The 22,138-nt window shown below is 40.8% G+C and carries 18 protein-coding genes; 6 read left to right on the top strand and 12 right to left on the bottom strand.

Annotation, left to right across the window (positions count from 1 at the left end):
- Positions 1-503: 503 nt before the first annotated feature.
- The 3 genes from RMY64_RS29830 (at position 504) to RMY64_RS29840 (ending at position 2,193) form a co-directional block, all read left to right on the top strand.
- The gene (locus RMY64_RS29830) at positions 504-1,061 is read left to right on the top strand and encodes a hypothetical protein (RefSeq protein WP_322683418.1); all 558 of its coding nucleotides are present in this window, start codon (positions 504-506) and stop codon (positions 1,059-1,061) included.
- Between the two features lie 23 nt (positions 1,062-1,084).
- A complete protein-coding gene (locus tag RMY64_RS29835) occupies positions 1,085-1,297 on the top strand; it encodes a hypothetical protein (RefSeq protein WP_322701900.1) in 213 nt (70 codons plus the stop codon).
- 119 nt (positions 1,298-1,416) lie between these two features.
- The gene (locus RMY64_RS29840) at positions 1,417-2,193 is read left to right on the top strand and encodes an SDR family oxidoreductase (protein ID WP_322687904.1); all 777 of its coding nucleotides are present in this window, start codon (positions 1,417-1,419) and stop codon (positions 2,191-2,193) included.
- A gap of 165 nt (positions 2,194-2,358) precedes the next feature.
- On the opposite strand, the gene RMY64_RS29845 is transcribed toward RMY64_RS29840, so the two are convergent.
- The 7 genes from RMY64_RS29845 to RMY64_RS29875 all read right to left on the bottom strand — a co-directional run bounded on the left by RMY64_RS29845 (position 2,359) and on the right by RMY64_RS29875 (position 10,023).
- On the bottom strand, positions 2,359-3,138 hold the full coding sequence (locus RMY64_RS29845; RefSeq protein WP_322701901.1) for a photosystem II S4 domain protein: 780 nt from the start codon (positions 3,136-3,138) through the stop codon (positions 2,359-2,361).
- A 206-nt stretch (positions 3,139-3,344) separates the two neighbouring features.
- Complete coding sequence (locus RMY64_RS29850; RefSeq protein ID WP_322663882.1) at positions 3,345-3,854, bottom strand: hypothetical protein; 510 nt, start codon at positions 3,852-3,854, stop codon at positions 3,345-3,347.
- A 306-nt stretch (positions 3,855-4,160) separates the two neighbouring features.
- On the bottom strand, positions 4,161-4,538 hold the full coding sequence (locus RMY64_RS29855; RefSeq protein ID WP_322670819.1) for a hypothetical protein: 378 nt from the start codon (positions 4,536-4,538) through the stop codon (positions 4,161-4,163).
- 478 nt (positions 4,539-5,016) lie between these two features.
- Complete coding sequence (locus tag RMY64_RS29860) at positions 5,017-7,275, bottom strand: TolC family protein (RefSeq protein WP_322701902.1); 2,259 nt, start codon at positions 7,273-7,275, stop codon at positions 5,017-5,019.
- A gap of 103 nt (positions 7,276-7,378) precedes the next feature.
- Complete coding sequence (gene kaiC, locus RMY64_RS29865) at positions 7,379-8,941, bottom strand: circadian clock protein KaiC (RefSeq protein ID WP_322670817.1); 1,563 nt, start codon at positions 8,939-8,941, stop codon at positions 7,379-7,381.
- A 76-nt stretch (positions 8,942-9,017) separates the two neighbouring features.
- Entirely contained in the window at positions 9,018-9,332 is a 315-nt protein-coding gene (gene kaiB, locus RMY64_RS29870) for a circadian clock protein KaiB (RefSeq protein WP_322670816.1), read from the bottom strand.
- Positions 9,333-9,441: 109 nt separating this feature from the next.
- Positions 9,442-10,023, bottom strand: coding sequence for a KaiA family protein (locus tag RMY64_RS29875; protein ID WP_322683413.1), 582 nt, complete (start codon positions 10,021-10,023; stop codon positions 9,442-9,444).
- A 661-nt stretch (positions 10,024-10,684) separates the two neighbouring features.
- Here RMY64_RS29875 and RMY64_RS29880 point away from each other — a divergent pair.
- Entirely contained in the window at positions 10,685-13,921 is a 3,237-nt protein-coding gene (locus tag RMY64_RS29880) for an ATP-binding protein (protein WP_322701908.1), read from the top strand.
- Between the two features lie 93 nt (positions 13,922-14,014).
- Here RMY64_RS29880 and RMY64_RS29885 read toward each other — a convergent pair whose 3' ends face one another.
- Positions 14,015-15,961 carry a glycosyltransferase family 39 protein gene (locus tag RMY64_RS29885; RefSeq protein WP_322701903.1) on the bottom strand — a complete coding sequence of 649 codons (1,947 nt, stop codon included), beginning with the start codon at positions 15,959-15,961 and terminating at the stop codon, positions 14,015-14,017.
- 268 nt (positions 15,962-16,229) lie between these two features.
- Positions 16,230-16,868, bottom strand: a complete 639-nt coding sequence (locus tag RMY64_RS29890) for a hypothetical protein (RefSeq protein ID WP_322701904.1) — start codon at positions 16,866-16,868, stop codon at positions 16,230-16,232.
- A gap of 726 nt (positions 16,869-17,594) precedes the next feature.
- Here RMY64_RS29890 and RMY64_RS29895 point away from each other — a divergent pair.
- Positions 17,595-17,927 (top strand): DUF565 domain-containing protein, encoded by a 333-nt coding sequence (locus RMY64_RS29895; protein ID WP_322670812.1) that lies wholly within the window; start codon positions 17,595-17,597, stop codon positions 17,925-17,927.
- A 15-nt stretch (positions 17,928-17,942) separates the two neighbouring features.
- Positions 17,943-18,986 carry a glycerate kinase gene (locus tag RMY64_RS29900; RefSeq protein ID WP_322670811.1) on the top strand — a complete coding sequence of 348 codons (1,044 nt, stop codon included), beginning with the start codon at positions 17,943-17,945 and terminating at the stop codon, positions 18,984-18,986.
- A 160-nt stretch (positions 18,987-19,146) separates the two neighbouring features.
- On the opposite strand, the gene RMY64_RS29905 is transcribed toward RMY64_RS29900, so the two are convergent.
- The 3 genes from RMY64_RS29905 to RMY64_RS29915 form a co-directional block, all read right to left on the bottom strand.
- Complete coding sequence (locus RMY64_RS29905) at positions 19,147-19,770, bottom strand: Uma2 family endonuclease (protein WP_322670810.1); 624 nt, start codon at positions 19,768-19,770, stop codon at positions 19,147-19,149.
- 55 nt (positions 19,771-19,825) lie between these two features.
- A complete protein-coding gene (locus RMY64_RS29910) occupies positions 19,826-20,461 on the bottom strand; it encodes a restriction endonuclease subunit R (RefSeq protein ID WP_322670809.1) in 636 nt (211 codons plus the stop codon).
- 150 nt (positions 20,462-20,611) lie between these two features.
- A complete protein-coding gene (locus tag RMY64_RS29915) occupies positions 20,612-22,135 on the bottom strand; it encodes a SulP family inorganic anion transporter (protein WP_322701905.1) in 1,524 nt (507 codons plus the stop codon).
- Between the last annotated feature and the right edge of the window lie 3 nt (positions 22,136-22,138).

The raw sequence follows: 22,138 nt of genomic DNA on the forward strand, positions 1-22,138 counted from the left end.
AAAGTATGATCAATAAAAAAGCCTCCAGCTTTTGGCTGAGGGCTGTAAATTCTTAGGGTGCATCTACCATTTATTAATCCGCTTTATTTATTGCCATATCCGGGAAAATTAGACTTTTAAGCAAATTTATTTTATTTCTGAATAAAAAATATCAGCCATAAAAAAAAGCCCTCAACTAAAAGCTGAAGGCTGTAATTTAATTAAGGTGCATCTACTATTTATATATCCGCTTTAGTTATTGCTGCATCAGGAAGAATTGAAAAAAATGGATGGCTGTGGAATTGATTTCGTTAGCTAAAACGGTAGTACTGGACTCAATCAGGATTACCTACGGTATTTGACTAGGTAATCATTGACTAACTTCACATTAATTTTACAATTATTTTAATTTTCCTCTGAATATACAAAGTTTCTGTTAATATCTCTGATTCGATATCCGCAATAGTACGAATTTAGTTTATTAGTTGGGTATATGACTATGAAAGTTAGATACACCCAACTTGATGAAGCGATCGCAATTTCTATTAGCCCTTGCTAGTCTTAGTATTGTCGGGGGAAGCTTTTTTCTGAGAACAACTTTTAACAGTACTAGTGAGCCTAAAATTATAACTGATACATCACGCTATAAAGAAATTCGTAATCAACTATGGTCTGAAAATGACCAAATAAAACATTTTCCTAATGAGATTCCCCCTGATGCTAAAGACGTTCGCATCGCTTACTCTCCCAAAGTTTTACAAGGAAGTAGTTTTTTTCAAATTAGGTTAAAAGAGCCACCAAAGAAGATAGAAAAATTACTTTCACAATATAGAAATAGTGCCAAGCACAAATATATAGGTGGTGACACAAACGACCACATAAACCAACCTAACGGTGTGCCGACAACTTTCTTCTATACTAGTGATTCTCCTACAGAATCTTTTCCAGCTACTTATGAAATATTGGTATTAAATACAGATGACAAAGGTAGACCTGGCTTTAAGTGGAATCATGGAGACAGCTACGGCGTTGCTATTAATAGTTCCACTTCAGAAATTATCTATTGGTCTGAAAAATGGTAATTGGCAATTCCAAATGAATTTGAATGGCTATCAGAAAAATCATTATTTGTGACCGAATTAGACGAAGCCAACGAAAGCAAATATTTTCTCATCTTAAGCATTTGAACTCTAAAATTGTATTTGAGCGATCGCGCCAGGACGCAGAATTACCAGAAAAAATCGACTCGTCTATTCAATATACAGATGAAGAAGATTTAAGAATCTCCCATATCGGTATATTTGGAGAATTAATATAGTTTCTAAAAGCCACTAAGTGTTGCTTTTACCCTTTTGGATATATCACTTTGGGTAGTTAAAACTTATAGTCAACATAGCTAAGATTTATAAGTGCTTAAAAATTCTCTGAATATGTAGAATGTCAACTGCTTTAATTACTGGTGCTTCTAGTGGTATTGGTAAAGCCTTTGCTCAAGAACTAGCTGCACGCAAGACAAATCTTGTACTCGTTGCTCGTTCTGAAGAGAAACTAAACCAATTAGCTAAACAACTACAAGAACAATACAACATTCAAATAGATGTTATAGTAAAAGACCTCACAGAACCTAATGCAGCAGCTAGTGTATTTGATGCCACAAAATCAAAGGGATTAACCATTGACTTATTAATCAACAATGCTGGTTTTGGTTACTATGGCGATTTTGCTGAAGGAGATGGAGAAAAACAAGTCAAAATCGTACAATTGAACATTTTGGCATTGGTAGATTTAACCCACAAATTTTTACCATTGATGCGGCAACGTCGTTCTGGAAGTATTATTAACGTATCCTCGATTACCGCATTTCAACCAATACCATACCTTTCTGTTTATGCTGCTAGTAAAGCTTTTATTCTCAGCTTTAGTGAAGCATTATGGGCAGAAAATTATCAGTATGGTGTGCGTATTTTAGTCACTTGTCCAGGGCCAATAGAAACAAACTTTTTTGCAGAAGCTAATTTTCCTCCAGCGCTGGCAGGTAGTACAGATAAAGTTTATTCTTGCGAAAAAGTGGTTTGGGAATCTTTAGAGGCTTTAGAAAAAGGCTATCCAACTGTTATTAGCTCTGATAGTACTACTCAAATTAGAAGCAAATTATCTCGGCTTGTACCGCGCAAACTTCTACTGAATATGTTAGCGAAACGTTTTAAAGCCTAAGTATTAAGTATCTATTTAGGAATAGAGACATGATTCATCGCGTCTGTACAAGAGTTTGGAGTTAAGAGACGCGATGAATCGCGTCTGTACAAGAGTTTGGAATTTGAAGTTAAATAAACTGATGTATTTAAAACTCCTCACTCCTAACTTTTCACTCCTCACTTATTACATATATCTTGTTAATTGAACTCGGTAACGCTCTTTTTTGGTAACGGCTATTTCTCCAACTTCTAAACGCCCTTTAGAGCGAATGGCGATTAAGTCGCCTGATTTGACTTGAGAACTAGCTTGAGTAACTTCCTTCCAATTGACGCGGACATCACCAGCATCGATGAAATCAACCATTTTGCTGCGGGACATACCAAAACCAGCAGATGCGATCGCATCTAATCTTAAAGAAGCCTCCACAGTAGTTAATTCTTTTTTCTTGGGTTCCCGAACCTTTAATTCTGTTAGCTCAATCTGCTGAGTTTTCACAGGAACCGATCGCACCTGTTTGAGGCTTATGGACAAAAATTCCACCAATTCTGGTGCAACAATCGCCTGCGCCCCCCGTTCTCCTAAGACAATCACATCTCCTGTCTTTTCGCGAACAATTCCCGTCCCTAACATTGCGCCTAAAAAGTCGCGGTGAGAGGCGGTATCAAATAGGAAATTACCTGCAATTTCTACAGCTACAAGGCTGACTTGAGATCGATCTAAGGGAAGTTCCGAACGAGCGATCGCTATTCTTTGGCGTTCAGCTTGCGGATATCCACCCCACGCAACTAATTGCACTTCTGTTAATCGGTTAAACACTCGTTGAATTTCTGCCAATTCTGGCGGAGATAGAAAATCTGTCAAAACCACTTCCCAAGTTTTGATCGCTTGCTCTGCTTGATCGATTGCACGAGCTACACTATCTCGATTTTCAACACCTTTTAAAAGTTCTTCTCGTGGCAACATTCTTAAAAATTATCAGTTATTAATTGAGAATTAATTTGCTATAACTATCTTGATTCTAGCTTTAATTCCCATTTCTATAGTTCTTGTCCAGATTGGGTTAACCTTTCTACTTGAGATTTGTTGGCGATCGCAGCGGCTGACGCTATCTTCAAAGAACAGGAAAGTAACTCAAGCCGCTGTGTCGCGATCTGTAAACTATGATTTATTCAATACACAGTATTTGTATCGGCATAACCTTGGATATTTTCTGGATCGAACTGACGTAATATTTTGGTTGCTTGGCGAGTCAGAGTTTCAGAACCTTGAACGGCGACTAAATATTTACCTGCATCTAAGCGGTTGCGATAAGGTAAAGCATCACCACCACCTACAAGTAAACCGACTCCGCCACCGACAAAGACACCACCCATTGCACCACTAGCAGCACCCAGCAGTCCGCCAACAATGTGATTGCCAACTTCACCCGCCCAAGCAAAAGTATCTAAACCAGTAATCAGGCTGAATGTAAAACCTGCAAAAAAGCCAAATGGTATCAGCCAGGTTGCCATCTGTTTTGCTTGCTTTTTAGCCTGTTCTTTGGGGTCAATTAAGCCAAACTCGTCAGCCGTTTTATACCCTCTTCCCAAAATAGTGCTGTTAATGCCTTCTTTTTCTAAAGCTAAGTAAGCAGCTTCGGCTTGAATGCGGTCTGGTAATACGGCAACAAGGTAATTCATTGATTTTACAATTTGTCTAAATTTGTTTAATAGAAGTTTTGCCTTAATTAACAGCGTATCAGTCCTGGTGGATTGAACCTCGCATGACTAGAAGTCATACACCTGAATTACTCCAAGACTTACATCAGAAGTTACGAGGCTCACATCTTGCACCAAAGTACTAAAAGGACTACACAAACGCAGTGAAAGTCTTCCCACAGGCTAGTCTGTCTGCACGGACTAGGGTCAGATTAAGAGCTTTGAAGCCCCTTTGCGTCTATGTTTGCGTAGCCGCGATTTTAATCTCACGATTAAAACGCGGGCCGATCATTTTAGCAAATCTAGTGGCTCACAAAAATTGTTTACGCCTTGCTTGAGGACATATAGCAAAACTGGCGTTGCCAAAATCTTAGGAAATGTTGGCGTTGTTTTTAGATGTTCCATCATCTTCACAAGAGAAGTATTAAGCAAATCTTCTCGATATTCTGGTTCGCAAACGACCACACGCCATTTTCTAGCCAAGGCATCTAACCACTCGGAATTTGCTCTTTCTGGTTGTTGTCCTGCTCGGATAGCTAGCGTCATCGCTGCATCTTCCAAATCTCCATCACAGTCTTCAATTAAATCCAGCGCTTCCATATCGCTAGGATCGTCTGCCAATTGAGAGCGAAACTGTGCAATTTCTTGAGATGTTACTTTAGTCATGAGTCTTTGACGAGGCAAGCGAGCGAACACTCAGTTATGTTAGTCCAAATTTGACTATAGCGCTTATCTGTTAAGTCCAATACATATCTCACAAAAACAACTCTCAATACTGCTGGGGTTTTGGATTTTTAACTCGGAATTGGATTTGGGGAAAAGGTTACTGGGTTTAGGTTAAAGGTTTTTTCTTTCCCCTTTTCCCCAAAACCCGACAAGTATTGAAACAACTCTTTTCCTTCAGATTTTGTTGGCGTAATTCTTTAGCGATCGCTAAAGAATTTCTCAAAAATTACAATTTACAATATTGCTTTTTGGACTAAAAAGCCTCATCTTTCCAGTTAATACACTGAATAAATGAGGCTTTTAGCTAGCTTTTTATCAAAAACGTTACTGGAATCTGCGATCCTCTGATAGAAGGTGCAAAGTGGATTACAAAACACAACAGCAATCAAAAATACTGATTCAGTTGAGTTTCAGCTAATTAGCGGAATGCTCTGAGGGTAACAGACCGTTGTAACTGAGCTAAAGCGCGGTTGTAATCCAAAATTGCTGTAACTCGATTACCTTCAGCTTGTGTGAGGTCGTTTTCAGAGTTAATCACATCAGTTTGAGTACCTACACCAGCTTGGAATCGCAAACGCGCTAAACGTAGAGCTTCCCTGGCTTGTTCTAAAGCGGTATTAGCGGTTTGAACATTCTCCAAACTAGATTGCTGGGTAGAATAAGCTTGTTCTACCTGAAACCGAATTTGGTTGCGCTGTTCAGCAAATTGAGTTTCTGCGATCGCAATATTAGCTCTCTGTTGAGATGCTCTTGCTCTTGCTGCTCCGCCATCAAACAAACTTAGGGTTGCCCTAACTCCGAATGAATAACCATCAGTAACGCTGACATTATCATTGAACTGATCGAGCAGGTCGTAGCTGGCGACCAAACTAACTTGGGGGCCTAGTTCTGCAAGAGCCTGTCTGCGCTGTTGCTCACTAGTATTGCGTTGTGCCAAAAACTGTTGCAGTTCCGGACGATTTTGATAAGCCAACACAATACTTTGTTCTAGGGTTGGGTTCCAAAGACCAGCTAATTGTACAGGGTCAGCGGCACTGATATTTATTCCTTGCGGCAAACTTATCCGAGTTGCTAATTGACGACGGGAAATCAACTGCTGGGATCTAGCATTAGTTAAATTTTGTTGGGCATTTGCTAAATTCACCTGCGATCGCAACACATCGAACCGCGTACCAACCCCAGCTCGCTCTAAAGCTTCTGCATCACGCAAACTAGCTTCAGAGTTCACCACAGCCGACTGACTAATGCGTACTTGTTCATCCGCTTGTTGCAAATTGTAGTAGTCAGTAGCAACATTCAAACGGATTGTCTCAGACTGAGTTTCTACAGCAAGCTCATAGTAACGTACCTGTTCTTCAGCCGCTCTGATGCTAGCTTGCACTCTCCCAGAACTATAAAGGTTATATGAAAGTTGTGCTTGACCAGAAAAAGATGTACTGGGTCGATCTTGGTTAGCGGCAAACGGTCCGCTTAATTCGTTCTGAAGTTGACCGCTAGAAGATTGACCACGAGTCAGATCCGTGCTAAGTCCCAGAGTGGGCAATAAAGCAGCTTGTGCCTCGCGTAGAACCGCTCGATTGCGTTCTAGCTCCAATAAGGACACCTGTAGATCGCGATTGTTACGCCGTGCCAACTCCAGAGCCTGTGCCAAAGTAATCGGCTGATTTCCTTGAAGTTGCACCTCCTCCGGTTTGGTGGGAAATTGCAGGGGATTTGAGTTAGGAATCAGGTTCTCTGGAACTTGCACCGACCCTGACGGCACAGGAGTTACGGTTCCTGGCACAGTAGAAGGTTGCACCGACCCTGACGGCACAGGAGTTACGGTTCCTGGCACAGTAGAAGGTTGCACTGAACCTCCTGGTGCAGGAGTTACAGTTCCTGGCGCAGTGATTGGCGTCGAACCTCCTGGTGCAGGAGTTACGGTTGTTGGCGCAGTGATTGGCGTCGAATCTGTCGGAATCGTGGTATTACTCTGAGCCAAGCGACCAATAGCATTTTGTTGTAAGCAGGTGCTTGAGGTTAGCAGCAAAGTCAAGGAGTCAGTTTTGCTTTTGCTCAACTCCTGTGGACACCTCTGCGCTGACAACAGTTTTGCTGCTCCTGCACCTGTCACTGAAGTTTGTAAAAATGTTTGCAACTGAGTAACAGTATTTATCTTTTGAACCACTGGCTGCTGTGCAGAAGACAGGGACAAAATTTCTTTTTGGACAGATGGGGTTTTTGAAGTATAGTTGGGAACTAGTATCTTCTTTAATTTCTGCCCAGAAGCACTCGAATTACTCTGTTTTTGGTTCTTTTGAGCTTGGGAAGAATTAGAGGTAGGTGTCAAACTAAAAAATCTACCTTTATCTTTCTTAAGTAGTTGTTTTATTGGCACAACAGTATTTTCAGCCGTAAATACTGGAATACTGTTATTACTTAAAGGTTTCACACTAAGTTTAGTAAAACCCAAAGCAGGTACTAGGGTTGGAACACTAACATTTGCACTGTTAGGCAGTTGCCTATTTTTTATGGTATCCACAACCAAGCCTTGACCATAAGTAGAAGTCAAAACACTAGGAGAAGATGCCAGTTGTATCCCAGTTAGTTTCGCAGTACCAGCCCAAGCAGGCTGAGTTGTTAAAACTGCTGCCGTTACACCAGGTAAGAAGCTATAAAATAATTGCTGTCCTTTCACCGCATCCCTCACACGAAAATCAATCTAGCGGCAGAAAACCTTTCTTCACCACAGAATATAGCACGATACTAAACTTAGGAAAGAATATACTACGATACTAAATTTAGGGTTCGGAACTCTGTTTGTCTTCAAAACGTCTAACAATGCGAGAAAGTTCCGCCTTTTCATCGATATTAACGCGAGTAGGAGCACCGCTGATAATCCGTTCGTAGTTTCGGAAAGAATCTTTAATTTCGGGCCCATCAGCAGTAATATTATACTCACGAATGCCTTTATCATGCCAAGACCCGCGCATTTTGAATACGTTAATTGCCCGCGACATTTCTCCACGAATTTCTACGTACTGTAACATCAGAATTGTATCGGTAATCGTGGAAATGTGAGAGTCAGTAATCGAATGCGCTCCTAGAAATTGGTCGGTTGTGTTGGTAAAAAAACCAGTAATTTCTTCTTGTTTAGCATAACCTGTCACACCAATTACAAACTGCCGAAATGCATTATTCGTAACTCCTCTAGCTAGTGCTGATAAAGAATCAATGGCAATCCGAGCAGGTTTGAAAATAGCAATTTCTGATTTAATAATTTGTAAGTGGTCTTCTAAACCAGTTGATTCAGGATAGGTACAAATTATTTTGAGTAAACCTTGATCTTCTAATTCTTCAAAATCAATTCCCCAAGAGGAAGCATTACGAGATAGTTGGGCGCGTGACTCTTCATAAGCAAATAATATCGCCTGTTCTCCATTGAGACAGCCATCTTGAATAAATTTGCTTACTAACAGGGTTTTACCAGTACCTGTAGCTCCTGTCGCCAAAATAATTGAATCTTTAAAGAAACCCCCACCGCACATTTCATCTAAAGTTTTGACGCCAGAAGATACCCTGACATTAGAAGAACGTTGAGTCAAGCGCATTGCTCCGAGTGGGAAGATGTTAACTCCTTCATTAGTAATTGTGAAGGGATATTCACCTTTCATGTGAGTTGTGCCGCGCAATTTGAGAATTTCAATTGTGCGGCGGCGGCGTTCTCCTTCTAAAGCGTTGCGAACAATTACTACATTATCGGAAACAAATTCTTCCACTCCAAAAGAGGCAACAGGCCCGTATTCTTCACTACGTTCAGTGGTAATTAGAGTGGTGACACTCAGTAGTTTGAGACGTGCTACCAAACGAAAAATTTCGCGTCGCACTACTCCCATCGCTTCATACTGCTGAAATACTGCTGTTATTGAGTCGATTGAAACTCGTTTAGCTTTATATTTGCGGATGGCATATTGCAAGCGTTCAATGAGTGCAGAAAGGTCAAAATTTCCCACGATATCTTGACCTTCTGGATCGGGAGATGCATCAAGAATAAACAACTTGCCTTCTTCAATTAAGCGGGGCAAGTTCCAACCAAAAATATTAGCATTTTTAATAATATCACTCGGTGATTCCTCAAAGGTTACAAATACTCCTGCTTCATCAAAGTAGGTGATACCGTTATAGAGAAACTGAAGAGAGAATAAGGTTTTGCCTGTGCCGGATGTACCACTAATCAAGGTAGTTCTACCAATTGGTAAACCACCATGACTAATATCGTCAAACCCTTCGATCATCGTCCGAATTTTTTCTACACCCCTAATTATCGGTGGTTGTTTTGGTTCTACTTGCTCTTTTTCACTCATTGCTCGATCACAAAAGGGGATTAAAACCTGTTTTTTTATTACTAAAATTTTGAATTAATTTTTTATGATGAAAAATTTACTCTTCAAAGTCTTCTTCACTCAGTTCTTCATAGAGCAAATCCAATCCAATCAACACTCTTTCTCTATCTGAAAGATCCCCAATAATTTTGCGAACGGGTGGAGGCAAAATTTTAGATAATGTTGGTGTGGCCAATATTTTATCTTCTTCCGCCAGTTGCGGGCTTTTCAGTACATCGATCACTTTTAAAGCATAAACCCCTTCAAACTCCTGTTCTAAAATCTCTTTAAGTGTTTTTAATGCCCGGACTGAATTAGGAGTATTACCTGCTACGTAAAGCTTGAGAACGTAGGTTTTTCTGGCTTTATTCATATACTTAATAACTAATCATTATCAGAGAAATACAATATTTTTCTATGCATCGTTACTCACAGTTGTAGCTTGTTCCCAGTTGAACACAGAGCAATAAATTTCATTTATTTTATCTAGAAATCGAACTCCTATAGACTTCGCACAGGTGAGCCAAGATATCTATTAACGTTAGGCGGTAATCAAGTAAAGTTTCATTGCTCCTACCTTCTAATTTTAGCTGGTTAGAAAATTCTTCAATTATCTCCATGTGAATTTCGATTATTTGGGGCACAGGAATATTAGCATAAAATATAGTATTGATAAATTTATCAATTTTATCTTTGAGGGTTTTGTCTGTAGTAAAATAATCTATAAGAATTAGGCTATAATCTATTTTAAGCTGTCTTAATAATCCTTCTCTTTCTGCCGGAGTCATCTCCTGAAAATACTGCTGGCTTTTTTGCATCTGACTGGCAAATACATAAACGTACTCAAGAGTGTATGCCTTACTTGGATTTAGTAGCAGCCAATTTGGTAAATAGTTGATTGTTCCAGAGCTTGTTACAGCAACAGATAAGTAGCAAAATTGAGCAATAATTGCGTCTATCAATTGCCACAGCCACTTACTCAAACCTTTTTGGTTGGCTAAGTCAACTGGATTATTTAAACATTTGTTAATATTAGATAGCAGAATCAAGATCGGTAATAACATCTATTCTTGAATATATCTCCTCGATCGCCCTGACCAAGAAACGCGGGCTGATAAGTTTGGCTAACGCTTGTAGGGGAATACTGCGTGTGCAGTAAAGTGCTGATTTAACCCCAAAATAACGCTCTAGGCGAGCAGATAGTGCTAGGCACTCAACATTCTAGTGGAGCAACTAACTGATAGAACTTAGTAGGTCTTTGATGATGAGGTATCCGTCGGCATTGCAAGACACAGTAATTAACTCATGATTTACATACTTATGTATATAAATAGATAGATTTTTTTATTTTGCTCCTTGATAAGATACTTAAACGAACTTAAAGGATTGTCGCATTCCAAATCATTATAATTCCTCAAGGTTCTAAAGCGAATCTTTGGGGCCATAATTGTCTTAGCCGTCGCTATCGATGAGGAGTTTAAATACCAGTAAGACACTGGGGAGGCTGGCTAGTTGCTAAAAATTAGAAACGTCGCCTCTTAGAAAAATGCACTCGTTTGCAATTCCCGTGTCCGTTAGGGGAAATCCCGTTGTTTTAATGGCGTTGAAATAACCAGAGTTGCTTATATGAGTCTTCTTAGAGGATATGACTTCAGGCGAAAAGACCATCAACTGGCAGATGGAAATGCCGGAGGGTTCCACAGGAAGAATGACCCCAAAATCCCTATGTTAATGCTAGATTACCCGCTTTATAACTTTCAGGCAACCGTACCTAGCTGCCCCCAAACAAGTTCTCTGGCAGTGGTGTTGGAGATTTTTGAGCAAGAGCAGTGCGATCGCTTGGTAGTAGTGAATCAACAGCAATGCCCCATCGGATTGCTGTATTCTGCCCGTTTAATCCCAAAATTATTAGCCCAAAGTGACGATAAAAATCTAAATTTACACCAATCGCTCTCTACCTGGGGTCAAGGTCTAATTGAGCCAATACAGACAATATCAGCTTCGGAGCGTGTAGAGCGATTAAGCTTGCGCTGGTGCGATTCACAAGTCGAAAAAGCCCAAAACTTAGATTGGGCGCTGATTGATTCTGAGGGTCGATATTTGGGGCTGCTAGATAGTTCGCGCCTGTTGCGATCGCTAGCTCAGGAACGTATGGCTGGCTTACAAAAGTCTAGCGAACATCGCCATGAATATGATGGTCGGCCAAACGAACCCAAGTCATTAGGACATCAGCCATTAGTACACTTGCTAGAAAGACTGCCTTGGCCTTTGATGTTGCAAACGGGTACTGGCGAGGTGGTAGCGCGAAATCCCGCCTGGTGGCAGCAATTAGGAACCTTAAAAGACCCAGAAGGGGTTAGGCAACAAGTAGAGGCAATACTTGCCCCTAAACGCTCCGAAATAGCAGAATATGCCACCCAACCAGCAATCAAGGTTCATCCCAATGGTAGGGAGAATGAGCATAGTAGTGAAGAAGAACTGATTCAGCAAGAAGCATCAGGTGATGCTGCATACAGCCGATGCTATTTAGATAGTCAAGTGGGTACTTGTACCTGCGTTGTCGAAATGCAAAATGGTCAAGAGCGAATCTGGCAGTTTGCCAAAATTCCCTTAGATAATCCTGAATTTAAAGTTATGAGTGCTGAAAAGGAAATTGCACTCAGCACTGATTTGTGGTTGGTTTTAGCTACTGATGTCACTGAACAGCAGCAACTTTGTAAAGAACTAGCAGCGAAGAATGCCGATTTAATTCAACTAAATCGGTTAAAAGACGAGTTTTTAGCTTGTATTAGTCATGAACTCAAAACTCCCCTAACTGCCGTTTTGGGATTATCGCGCTTGCTAGTGGATCAGCAGTTAGGAGAACTTAACGAGCGTCAAGCCCGTTATGCCGGACTGATTCATCAAAGCGGACGCCACCTGATGAGTGTGGTGAATGACATTTTAGATTTGACCCGGATGGAGACGGGACAAATGGATTTGACGCTGACTCCGGTGAAAATTCAGGCTGTGTGCGATCGCGCCCTATCGGAAGCCAAAGCTATCCACACTCAAACCACCAAAGCGACATCTGCCCCGCCACCTGCAAATGCCCGTTCATCTGCTCCTCAATTCTGTCTTTCCATTGAACTAGGTTTAGATCAGATGGTGGCAGACGAATTGCGCTTACGCCAGATGCTAGTACACCTACTTTCCAACGCTTTTAAATTCACCGAAATATCTGGCGAAATTGGGCTGCGGGTAAGTCGTTGGGAAGGATGGATTGCCTTTACAGTTTGGGATACAGGAATTGGCATTCCCGAACACCAGCAACACTTAATCTTTCAAAAATTCCAACAGCTAGAAAATCCCCTCACCCGCCAATTTGAAGGCACTGGTTTGGGGCTAGTATTAACTCGCGCCTTGGCTCGCCTCCACGGAGGAGATGTCAGCTTCTTATCGCGTGAAGGTAAAGGTAGCCAGTTTACCCTACTTCTGCCACCCAGTCCCCCGAAAACAGGCTTTTCGGAACCAGATATGGGAATCAGAGAAGCCGAGGAGACACGATATCAACCGACACGGGAAAATCTCGCCGCCGCTCGTCAGCAAGTTAGTACGCCCATACAGCATCATCTTGCGAGTTCGCAACGGTTGGTCTTGGTAGTCGAAGCAGTAGCTCGATATATTGAAGACTTGACCGAACAACTCAAAGGTTTAGGATATCGGGTAGTGATTGCGCGATCGGGGACAGAAGCAGTGGAAAAAGCGCGGCGCTTGCAACCAATAGCAATATTTTTGAATCCGTTGCTACCCCTGCTATCAGGTTGGGATGTACTGACTTTACTAAAATCTGACGCTGCAACCCGTCATATATCTGTAATTGTGACCGCGACGGGAGCCGAAAAAGAGCAAGCATTTGCTAACCGAGCCGATGGTTTCTTAAGTTTGCCAGTAGAGCATCAGGTCTTAGCACCGGTTCTCGAAAAATTATGTACTGTACAAGTAATGCCGCAGATAGGGTCAAATAATAGTGCAATTATCCCAACTAAAACCCCACTGCGAATTCTCAGGTTGGTGAATCCTCAGTTAGAATCGGTCAATCCCCACCCCTCACTTCGAGAACACCGAGTGATTGAAGTAGATGATCTAGATCAGGCAGAACTTTTGGCGCGGGTATGGCAGTTTGATGTGATTTTGTTAGATGTCGAAAGTACCACTGCGCAAATTTATTTGCAACAACTAATTGGACATCCACGTTTAGCAGCGATACCACTGGTTACTTGCGATGTCGCAACTACTTTAATCGCTTCTAAAATACCAGGGCTATCTGTATTTCCTTACTTAACACCATTTGCGAAAGACAACAGCAGTCGCACTGAGAAAACAGATGCTTTACTATCAGTACTAGAAATTGCTTCTGGTATTTGCTGCCCTCCCAACATCTTAGTAGTGGATTTAACAATGCTGCGGGATTTCCCCCAGATAAGACGTAAGCCAGCTAAGGGTTATCGGACAGAAAAAAATTGCTCAATTAGTAGTGAAACTGCTGAACGGGGATCTGAATGGTTCCAAGCTTTAATTCAATACCTGCAAACAGCAGGCTTCAAAGCCGCAATGAGTCCTTGTTGGGCAGAAGTATTGCAACAGATTCGCCACGAAAGCGTTGACTTATTGCTAATTTGTTTAGGAGAAACCTCTATCCACAAAGATGTGCTCAAAGCACTGAAAACATTAGGAAATTCGCCTTTAAAGTTGCCACCAATTTTGGTACTAAATCAGCGATTAAATCGCTCACAAACCAGTTTCCAGGATGGGGTAGCCGATCGGGAAATTGACAAGCAGAAGAAAAATAGTGTGGAATCGATAGAAACTGTTGTTGGTGCGATCGCTACCCAAATATTACCGCGATCGATATCAATGGAAGACCTATTAAGCCAAATCAATCAAGCTTTAGCTGTCAATGGTTACAATAGCAAATGTTAATGGGGTTATTGATCGTTGGTTTTTTGTCATTAGTCATTTGTCCTTCGTTTTTTGTGAATAACCAATAACTAAGGACTAATGACTAATGACTAATTATGATATATCTATTTTTTGATTCTTCATTTTCTTAAAAGGAACTCGAACCAAGTTATAAGCACCCTTGGTTGATAAATTCTTGTAATCATCTGGCTGTAAGTCCATTTGTAAAAACTTTTTCTGTTCGGCTAACAGTAGCACTGAGGAAGGTTTTAGTCCTTTAGCAGCCTGGTTTTTAATATGCTCTACAGCCTCTTGGGGAAATTTTAAATAATTTACGTGGATGTGGCTGTAAAATACCACACTAGGCTTTTTGAAGCCAAGCATGATCAATTCTTCGTTTGGTTGTTTTGCTTCTAGAATGACCGCAGACAATTCCCTTAAGGGTAATTGACGTTCCCGATCGATAAAAAACGAAGCAGGCGTTAAGACAAAAATTACAAACGCCACAAACGCGATTAAATTAATACTGATAATGTAGTTCCAGCGGCGACTCAATAATAAACCCGCGACCAAAACAGCAGAAACTAGCCAAATTATACCCGCGATTACTGGTAAACCAGATTTTTGAATTAGTTCGTGGAAGTTACTTATAGCTGGATCGGTACCTAATATCTGGGTTATGTTGAGCAGTGCTGTTGCCAGAATTGATAAAAATACTACATTCACCCAACCACTGATTCGCAGCAAAGACGCGGAGATGGGCAAAGTGGGAGAGGGGGAAGGAATTGTTTGCCGTGTCTCTGTATCTGAAAAAAGGTCGCTCCACAGCAGGGCTACCAGGATTGCTGCTGCTGGCATTAAAGGCAATACGTAGCTAGGGAGTTTGGTAACAGCAATGCAAAAAAAGGCAAAGATGCTAGCAAACCAGAACCAGGCAAATAAACCAAATTGCTGAAAACGTTCAAGGGATCGCCAATGCGATCGCTGCCAAAATTTTAGTTTGATTATAGAAGCTGGTAAATACACTGAGTATGGTGCAAAACCCAACAGCACGACTAAAAAGTAAAAATACCAAGGTGCTGAGTGACCATTAACTACTTCTGTAAAGCGTTCCAGGTTGTGATAACCAAAAAAGGAGTTAATGTAATTCCAACCATTGCGCCAAATTACTAAAGCATACCAGGGCACTGACAAAGCGAGAATTATCAGTATACCTACAAGAAGGTGCATTTCCTGCAACACCTCTCGCACTTTACCCACGTAAAGCAAAAAGGCGGCAACAATTAGCCCCGGCAAAACAATTCCCACTGGCCCCTTAGTCAAAATTGCACCAGCAATCAACACATAAAAAGCTAAGTACCACTTATTGGGGAATAGGGATTGGGGATTAGGGATTGGGGATTGGGAAAATTTCTCTTCACTCCTCAGTCCACTGCCCTCTGTTCCCAGTTTCCTAGTCCCCAGTCCCCAGTCCCCAGTCCCTTCCTTCCCTGCGTACCCTAGAAAGAAACATAACAAAGCCGATGCCATACATCCGGTGAGCAGCATATCAGAGACACCCGTTCTCGCCCAAATAATAGTTTCGGGATTGAGTGCCATCAACGCTGCTGTGATAAAAGATGTTAAGTAGCGACGAGTAGGACGTGAAACTTGCTCTAATTCGTCTTGTTTAGCCAGATACCACTGGATGGTGTAAAAAGCTAAACAAACTAAGCCGAATGCGGCGATCGCAGAAGGAAGGCGTACTGCCCATTCATTCACGCCAATCAGATGATATGCGATCGCCTGACACCAGTAAATCAAAGCAGGTTTATCGAAACGAGTGTCACCATTGAAAAATGGCGTAATCCAATCACCTGTAACGTACATCTGGCGGGAAGCTTCGGCAAAGAGCGGCTCTGTCTCATCAATTAAGCCAGTGTTGCCCAAATTCCACCCAAAAGCCACCCAACCAACCACTATCAACCACAAAATCGACACAGTTAGACTCAAGGCTGGATTTTTTGCTATTTTGTTGAACCACCGATCAACAGTGTGCTTAACACTCAATTTCATTCTCATTTAGTCAATAGTCAACAATCACTAATCAATAGTCGTTGGTTATCTATCTTTTGTTCTTCGGAGTTTTTAATTCAACAATTTTCCTCTATCCATTACTTAACACTTTACCAACTGTAGGGTAAGGATGTAAAAATAAAGGTTTGAGCATATTTATTAGACTTCTTGGCATTGTGGGAAAAGGGTAAGGGGAAAAGGTTCTGTATTATCCCCTTCCCCTTTAACCAAAACCTTTTCCCCCAAGAGTGCAAAAAGCACTTCTGCAATAAGTCTATTGACTCAGCACAAGTTGCCATTCTCTATTTTGGGAATTCCACTTAGGTAATTGAGTTTCGCCAATAATATAAGGGCCCCAGTAACGACGGGAACCATCTTGTGCAAAAGCAACTAAAACATCTCCCTTTTCCAGCTTTAAATTATTCTGAGGTAGGGATAGAACCAGTCCCTTCTCACTACCTTCTTCGGGAGCAAAATCCCAATGTGCCGGTACATCGTAGTGAGTTTGTTTTTTACTAGCTCCTTTTGCTACTGACTCTCGTGCCAGTAGAACCAGCCGCACAGGCTGATTAGTTTGATTGCTCATTCGCAAAGTACCTCGATCCTTGGCAATGCTTGTTGATTTATCACGCTTTGCCAAGACAGGGTAAGTATTCTCTTTATTGCTATGTTCTACTGGATTGGTTGGGGTAGGTACTGGAGTAGATAAGCTAGTGGAAAGACTTTTTTCAGGTACAACCGAAGTTGTATGCCACTCTTGAGTTTCTGTTGGCAGTTGTGAAGATGTATCTGGGTTTGTATCTGGGTTGGTGGACTCAAAGGATACGCTCAGTCCAAAGCATCCCACCAGAGCAACAAGCAGTCCCAAGCACAAAGCTGTAATACCGACGTTACGATACACTGAAGATTTCATATTGATAGTTATTTAGAAATAAATATTTTGTCTAGGCTTGACCAAATAGTAGCCTATTATCCCAAAAGGCAATCACACAAAATAGCCGAATATAGACTTTCCTCAAATTAGGAAGAGGAATGTATGATAAATATCATTTTGATTAGAAAATATTTGAAGGATATAATCTCTTTGATGTTTGAAAAACAAGAGATCCAGACATCCATTACTTTGGTTTTTGACCGTAAGTATGGATAAAAACAAGATAATTTTATACCTATTAAACCAATTCATTTCTATAAAAAAAATAAAAGTTTCCTGAAACCGTTAGCAGCCTCAACAAGGCGTCCTTTGCTAAACGTCAGTGCTTAAAGATCCTCCTTTCTAAATCTACGCAAGTTTATTCTCCTGTTGGGAGACCCTACGAGGAGCTTACTTTCATACATGAATACAAGTCAGCAAACGCGCTTAACGAACTAGCTTCCTTAAAAAAGGGGAATTTTGAATCATTTTCCCATTTTTTAAGGCTTGCTCGTGAGGAGCAAACTAAATATTTATTGTTTCCAAACATCCTCTAAGAAACTGTATTTCTGAAGAAGATGATAGAATAGTCAAATTTGAATACACACTGCAATTCCAGTAGATATCTACAATAATAACAAACAAGCTGATGCTAAAACCAATATCCTTCTTACATTAATATAGATATATTTAAAGATATCTTGACTTTTCCCAAAAGTCCCTTTGATGCAAAACACTCGTCTCAATAACTTGTTCGATGGCATTGCTACGCGTTTTGGGCAATGGTTTTTAAATCCTTGGCGACGACTATCGTTGCTGATAATTAGTTTTTTGTTCGGTTTTTTTCTGGGAAACGCAGTTTCCACTACAGCTGGACAACGGGCAGAGTTAGACATTGTAGCAGCTGGTTTTTTAGTACTGTTAACGGAAATTACCAGCAGAATATTTTATAGTCGCAGCTTTTTGGATCGGCGATCGCTCTTGATAGACTCACTAAATCTCCTGAAAGTTGGTTTCATCTACAGCCTGTTTCTCGAAGCTTTTAAGCTGGGATCGTAGTCAGATGGAGAATTTATGAATTTGTGGCTGAGTGTTTTGGCAACCAATGGGCTGGGGGAAACTTGGAAGCAGGAAGCAAGAGAAGCAGCACTGGCAGATCGGTTAAGGGCTAAAGCTTTTGGGATCGCGCCGGAAAATGTTGATGAAATGATCGAAAGGCGATCGCATTTACTAAAATCTGTCTTTCCAGCTTTTAGCGAATTCTGTCAAGCGACTCTCCAAGTACAACCCCAGGAAATGTTACAGGTATTGTGGGACTTGTGGCTACCTTTGGGGATCAAACTAGCATCGCAGCGCCAACAGTTGGGACACCCCCTGATTCAAGGAATATTGGGAGGACAAGGCACTGGTAAAACTACAATGTCCAAAATTCTCATTTTGATTCTAGCTCATTTGGGATACAGGACTGTGAGTTTATCTTTGGATGACTTGTATAAAACTTACAGCGATCGCTTGCTTTTGACACAGCAAGATCCCCGCTTAATTTGGCGCGGCCCACCAGGAACTCACGATATAGACTTAGGCTTAAATGTACTAGATCAAATCCGTGAGTTGCAAAGCCCGGTGATGCTTCCCCGCTTTGATAAATCTGCTTTTGGAGGTGCTGGCGATCGCACTAATCCAGAAATGGTGGCGGATGTAGATATTGTACTATTTGAGGGTTGGTTTGTGGGTGTGCGACCAATCAATCCTGATTTATTTGATACTGCGCCACCGCCAATTGTCACAGATGAAGATAGAGCATTTGCCCGTGAGATGAATCTTCGCCTCCACGATTATTTACCACTGTGGGAGCGATTGGACAGTTTAATTGTGCTGTATCCCATCGATTATCGGTGTTCTTTGGAGTGGCGCAAACAGGCAGAACAACAAATGATTGCTGCGGGTAAATCGGGTATGAGCAATGCACAGATAGAGCAATTTGTCAATTATTTTTGGCGATCGCTGCACCCGGAATTATTCATCACGCCGTTGTTAAGAGATGCAACAGTGGTTGATATGGTGATTGAGATTCATCCCGATCGTAGCTTTGGTCAAGTGTATGGCGATCGCACTTAGGGCGTTAGTTCTCAAGCAAATCAGCTAAAAACATTATAATTTGCTTAAAGCATGATTTATCCCTTGCTTGCCATTCATCCCAAGCTAGTCTCATACTAATTCGTAATTCGTAATTCGTAATTCGTAATTAGATAACTTATAAAAAGCTTTCTCGATAAATTTAACAACTTGGGATATCTCCAGCTTGAAAAATCTGTTCGGCGGTTAAATTCAATTCTGGGAAAGTAGGCGAGACGATGCGATCTGTACCTCTAAATTGAGTAACTTGGTATTCACCATCGATTAATTGATAAATAGACATAGTAGGCTGTTTGGGGTTGCCAGTGAACTTTTTAGCGCCTAAACCGAGATAATCTACAACCCAATATTCAGGAATTCCAATACCTTCATACTTACCTTGTTTTGTGTAATAGTCATCATCCCAATTGGTACTAACTACCTCAACTACCAAAGGAATTGATGCCGGATATGATACAGTTGATTCTTTTTTCCATAGCGGCTCATTTACTAAATTAAGACGATTTAATATCAACACATCTGGGGAATAAGCAGAAACCAAATTAACAGGTTTTATCAGCACAGTTTTGGGAATTATATAAGGTAAATTTAATCGATCAAATTCTACAGTTAGTTTTCTAGCGATAAAACCAACAACATCTTCATGTTCGCCAGTTGGTTGAGGCATTTCAACAATTGCACCATTATGTAATTCGTATCTTCCGCCTTCAGGACGCCAAGCTGCAAAATCTTCAAAGCTTACTAGTTTGGGTATGGCTGGAATCATAAATTTTACCTTAATTTTTACCTTGGCTTATATGTTGTTTTAATCATCAATGCTTTTAAAGTTGACAAATTGCTTTTAAAACTTGTAGTAACTGACTTGAACGTTCTCTTTCCATTAAATTTAATTCTGGTAACAGATAATAAATAGGGGGATTTCCTTGTTCGAGATAGACAAACTGATAACTTCTACCATTAGTCGTTAATCCCCAAACTGATTTTTGATTCTCTAAATTTTTATAAGCATAAGTAAGTAGCTGAGACAAACCTGTTGATATATCAACTTGACAGTTTTTAGATTCAATCAACAGTACCCAAAAATATGTTTGAGGTTTTGTAGTTTTAGCTTTATTAACAGCTAAGATATCAAACCTTCCTTTAATTTTTATATCTTCATCTTCAACTTCAATATCAGCAATATTCTCTTCCAAAACAATCTCGATCGGATAGCGATAAAAACCAGCTAATCTTAGTAAAGGCGCAACTGCAAGAAACTTTACCTGACCTTCAGAAACTTTACCGGCTGTCAGGTAGCGTCGAAAGTCATTTCTAATTTGCAGAAGTTCTTGTTGTTCAACTTCGAGGAGAGGTTCCAAAGATAAGTAGTTAGAAAATGAGTCACTGTACTGTTCTTGAAAGCCAAACAGACGCTGAACTTCTTCTAAAGATAAATTACGAGCGTTGAGAATTGTCATATATTTTTGGTTAATTCAGGTGCAACTCAATCCAAATTCTCTATATAAAATCTATTTTAACCCCTGGTTGATTACATAGAATACAAACAATTGGTAGGGTAACACAGCTGTGATACCCTACCGTGAAGCAAATTCAATCTAGCTGGAATTCTACAGAGTAAATGGTTTGCGATTACGATCTATCAGACGATCCCATTGCATAGTTAAAGTGCTTCCCATTTTTTCCTGTTGTTTTCCCCACACTGATAATAAGTCTAGACAAGAGTGATCTATATAAGCCAAGTCTTGCATATAAACATGCAATTCACTTCCTGGAGGCACAAGTTCTAAAATATTCGCTAATTTTGGTAGCCTCACAAATGTTGCCGCACCTTGTAAATAAATGTCTATTCGCTGATTATCTTCGTGTTTAATAACTTGGATATTCAGCACCGACATTTTATGAATTAATAACATCCCTGTCAACAGAATACCAATTAAAACACCTGTGATTAGGTCAGTAACAACAATCCCTATTAAAGTGGCAAAAAATATCACCAGAGGAAAACGTCCATACTTTTTTAACTGGCGAATATGTTCTACTTCGATTAGTTTGTAACCAGTAACAACTAGAATTGCTGCCAAACTAGAAATGGGAATTATTTTGAGCAAGGTTGGGGCTGCAATTACTAAAATTAACAGCCATAAACCGTGAAGCATTGTTGATAATCTAGTTTTAGCACCAGCTTCTACGTTTACAGAACTGCGGGCTATCACTCCTGTCATCGGCAAAGCACCCAAGAACCCACATATAACGTTGCCAATTCCTTGGGCTGTTAATTCGCGATCGAAATCGGTTCTTGTCCCGGTATGCAATCGATCTACTGCTACGGCTGAAAGCAAACTTTCTGTACTAGCAATGAATGCGATCGCGATCGCATCTAGCAAAACTGGTGCCTGAATTAAGCGTGGTAAGCTGGCAAATGTTGGTAATTGAATTGCTTGTGCCAGATTTCCAGGTACATCAACATACTGAATCGGGAATCTATACACTGTAGCTATGAAAGTGGCAATGACAACGCCGACAAGCGCGCCAGGTATCAACTTTAAACTATTGGGTTTAAATTTTTCCCACAGCAGAAGACTGATAATAGTTGTTACACCTATGAGTGCTGCAAGGTGATGAACGCTACCATCAATAGAAAAGAAAGCTTTGTAAATCGTGTTGGGAATCGAAATTAAATTCTCAATGCCGTGTATACGCGGTTGGTCGTCTAACATCACATGAAATTGGGAAGCGAAGATTAATATCCCAATACCTGCAAGCATTCCATAGATGACAGCCGGTGACATGGCGCGAAACAACTGACCAAGTTTAAATATACCAGCGAGTAATTGGATTAAACCCGCTAGCAGCAGAATTGGCCCAACCATTTCAATGCCATATTGTTGAACTACTTCTGCAACAACCACCGCCAGTCCAGCAGCCGGGCCACTAACTAGCAAAGGTGAACCGGAAACCGCACCAACAATAATTCCGCCTACTATTCCTGTAACTATGCCGCGAGATGGCGGAAGTCCCGAAGCGATCGCAATACCCATGCAAAGAGGAAGGGCGACAAGAAACACCACAAATGATGCCGGTACTTCACTAGTCAATGAGGATTTGTCTATGATTGCTTTCAAATTTCTCATTTG

This window comes from Nostoc sp. DedQUE08, assembly GCF_034530895.1.
GTDB lineage: Bacteria > Cyanobacteriota > Cyanobacteriia > Cyanobacteriales > Nostocaceae > Nostoc.

What these genes read in the sequence shown, in the direction of transcription:
- RMY64_RS29830 (WP_322683418.1), top strand. Translation starts at nt 504, where the DNA reads ATGAAGCGATCGCAATTTCTATTAGCCCTTGCTAGTCTTAGTATTGTC.
- RMY64_RS29905 (WP_322670810.1), bottom strand. Translation starts at nt 19,770, where the DNA reads ATGATTCCAGCCATACCCAAACTAGTAAGCTTTGAAGATTTTGCAGCT.
- RMY64_RS29890 (WP_322701904.1), bottom strand. Translation starts at nt 16,868, where the DNA reads ATGAAATCTTCAGTGTATCGTAACGTCGGTATTACAGCTTTGTGCTTG.
- RMY64_RS29880 (WP_322701908.1), top strand. Translation starts at nt 10,685, where the DNA reads ATGTTAATGCTAGATTACCCGCTTTATAACTTTCAGGCAACCGTACCT.
- kaiB (WP_322670816.1), bottom strand. Translation starts at nt 9,332, where the DNA reads ATGAATAAAGCCAGAAAAACCTACGTTCTCAAGCTTTACGTAGCAGGT.
- RMY64_RS29910 (WP_322670809.1), bottom strand. Translation starts at nt 20,461, where the DNA reads ATGACAATTCTCAACGCTCGTAATTTATCTTTAGAAGAAGTTCAGCGT.
- RMY64_RS29840 (WP_322687904.1), top strand. Translation starts at nt 1,417, where the DNA reads ATGTCAACTGCTTTAATTACTGGTGCTTCTAGTGGTATTGGTAAAGCC.
- RMY64_RS29835 (WP_322701900.1), top strand. Translation starts at nt 1,085, where the DNA reads ATGGCTATCAGAAAAATCATTATTTGTGACCGAATTAGACGAAGCCAA.
- kaiC (WP_322670817.1), bottom strand. Translation starts at nt 8,941, where the DNA reads ATGAGTGAAAAAGAGCAAGTAGAACCAAAACAACCACCGATAATTAGG.
- RMY64_RS29875 (WP_322683413.1), bottom strand. Translation starts at nt 10,023, where the DNA reads ATGTTATTACCGATCTTGATTCTGCTATCTAATATTAACAAATGTTTA.
- RMY64_RS29895 (WP_322670812.1), top strand. Translation starts at nt 17,595, where the DNA reads ATGCAAAACACTCGTCTCAATAACTTGTTCGATGGCATTGCTACGCGT.
- RMY64_RS29855 (WP_322670819.1), bottom strand. Translation starts at nt 4,538, where the DNA reads ATGACTAAAGTAACATCTCAAGAAATTGCACAGTTTCGCTCTCAATTG.
- RMY64_RS29850 (WP_322663882.1), bottom strand. Translation starts at nt 3,854, where the DNA reads ATGAATTACCTTGTTGCCGTATTACCAGACCGCATTCAAGCCGAAGCT.
- RMY64_RS29885 (WP_322701903.1), bottom strand. Translation starts at nt 15,961, where the DNA reads ATGAGAATGAAATTGAGTGTTAAGCACACTGTTGATCGGTGGTTCAAC.
- RMY64_RS29845 (WP_322701901.1), bottom strand. Translation starts at nt 3,138, where the DNA reads ATGTTGCCACGAGAAGAACTTTTAAAAGGTGTTGAAAATCGAGATAGT.
- RMY64_RS29900 (WP_322670811.1), top strand. Translation starts at nt 17,943, where the DNA reads ATGAATTTGTGGCTGAGTGTTTTGGCAACCAATGGGCTGGGGGAAACT.
- RMY64_RS29915 (WP_322701905.1), bottom strand. Translation starts at nt 22,135, where the DNA reads ATGAGAAATTTGAAAGCAATCATAGACAAATCCTCATTGACTAGTGAA.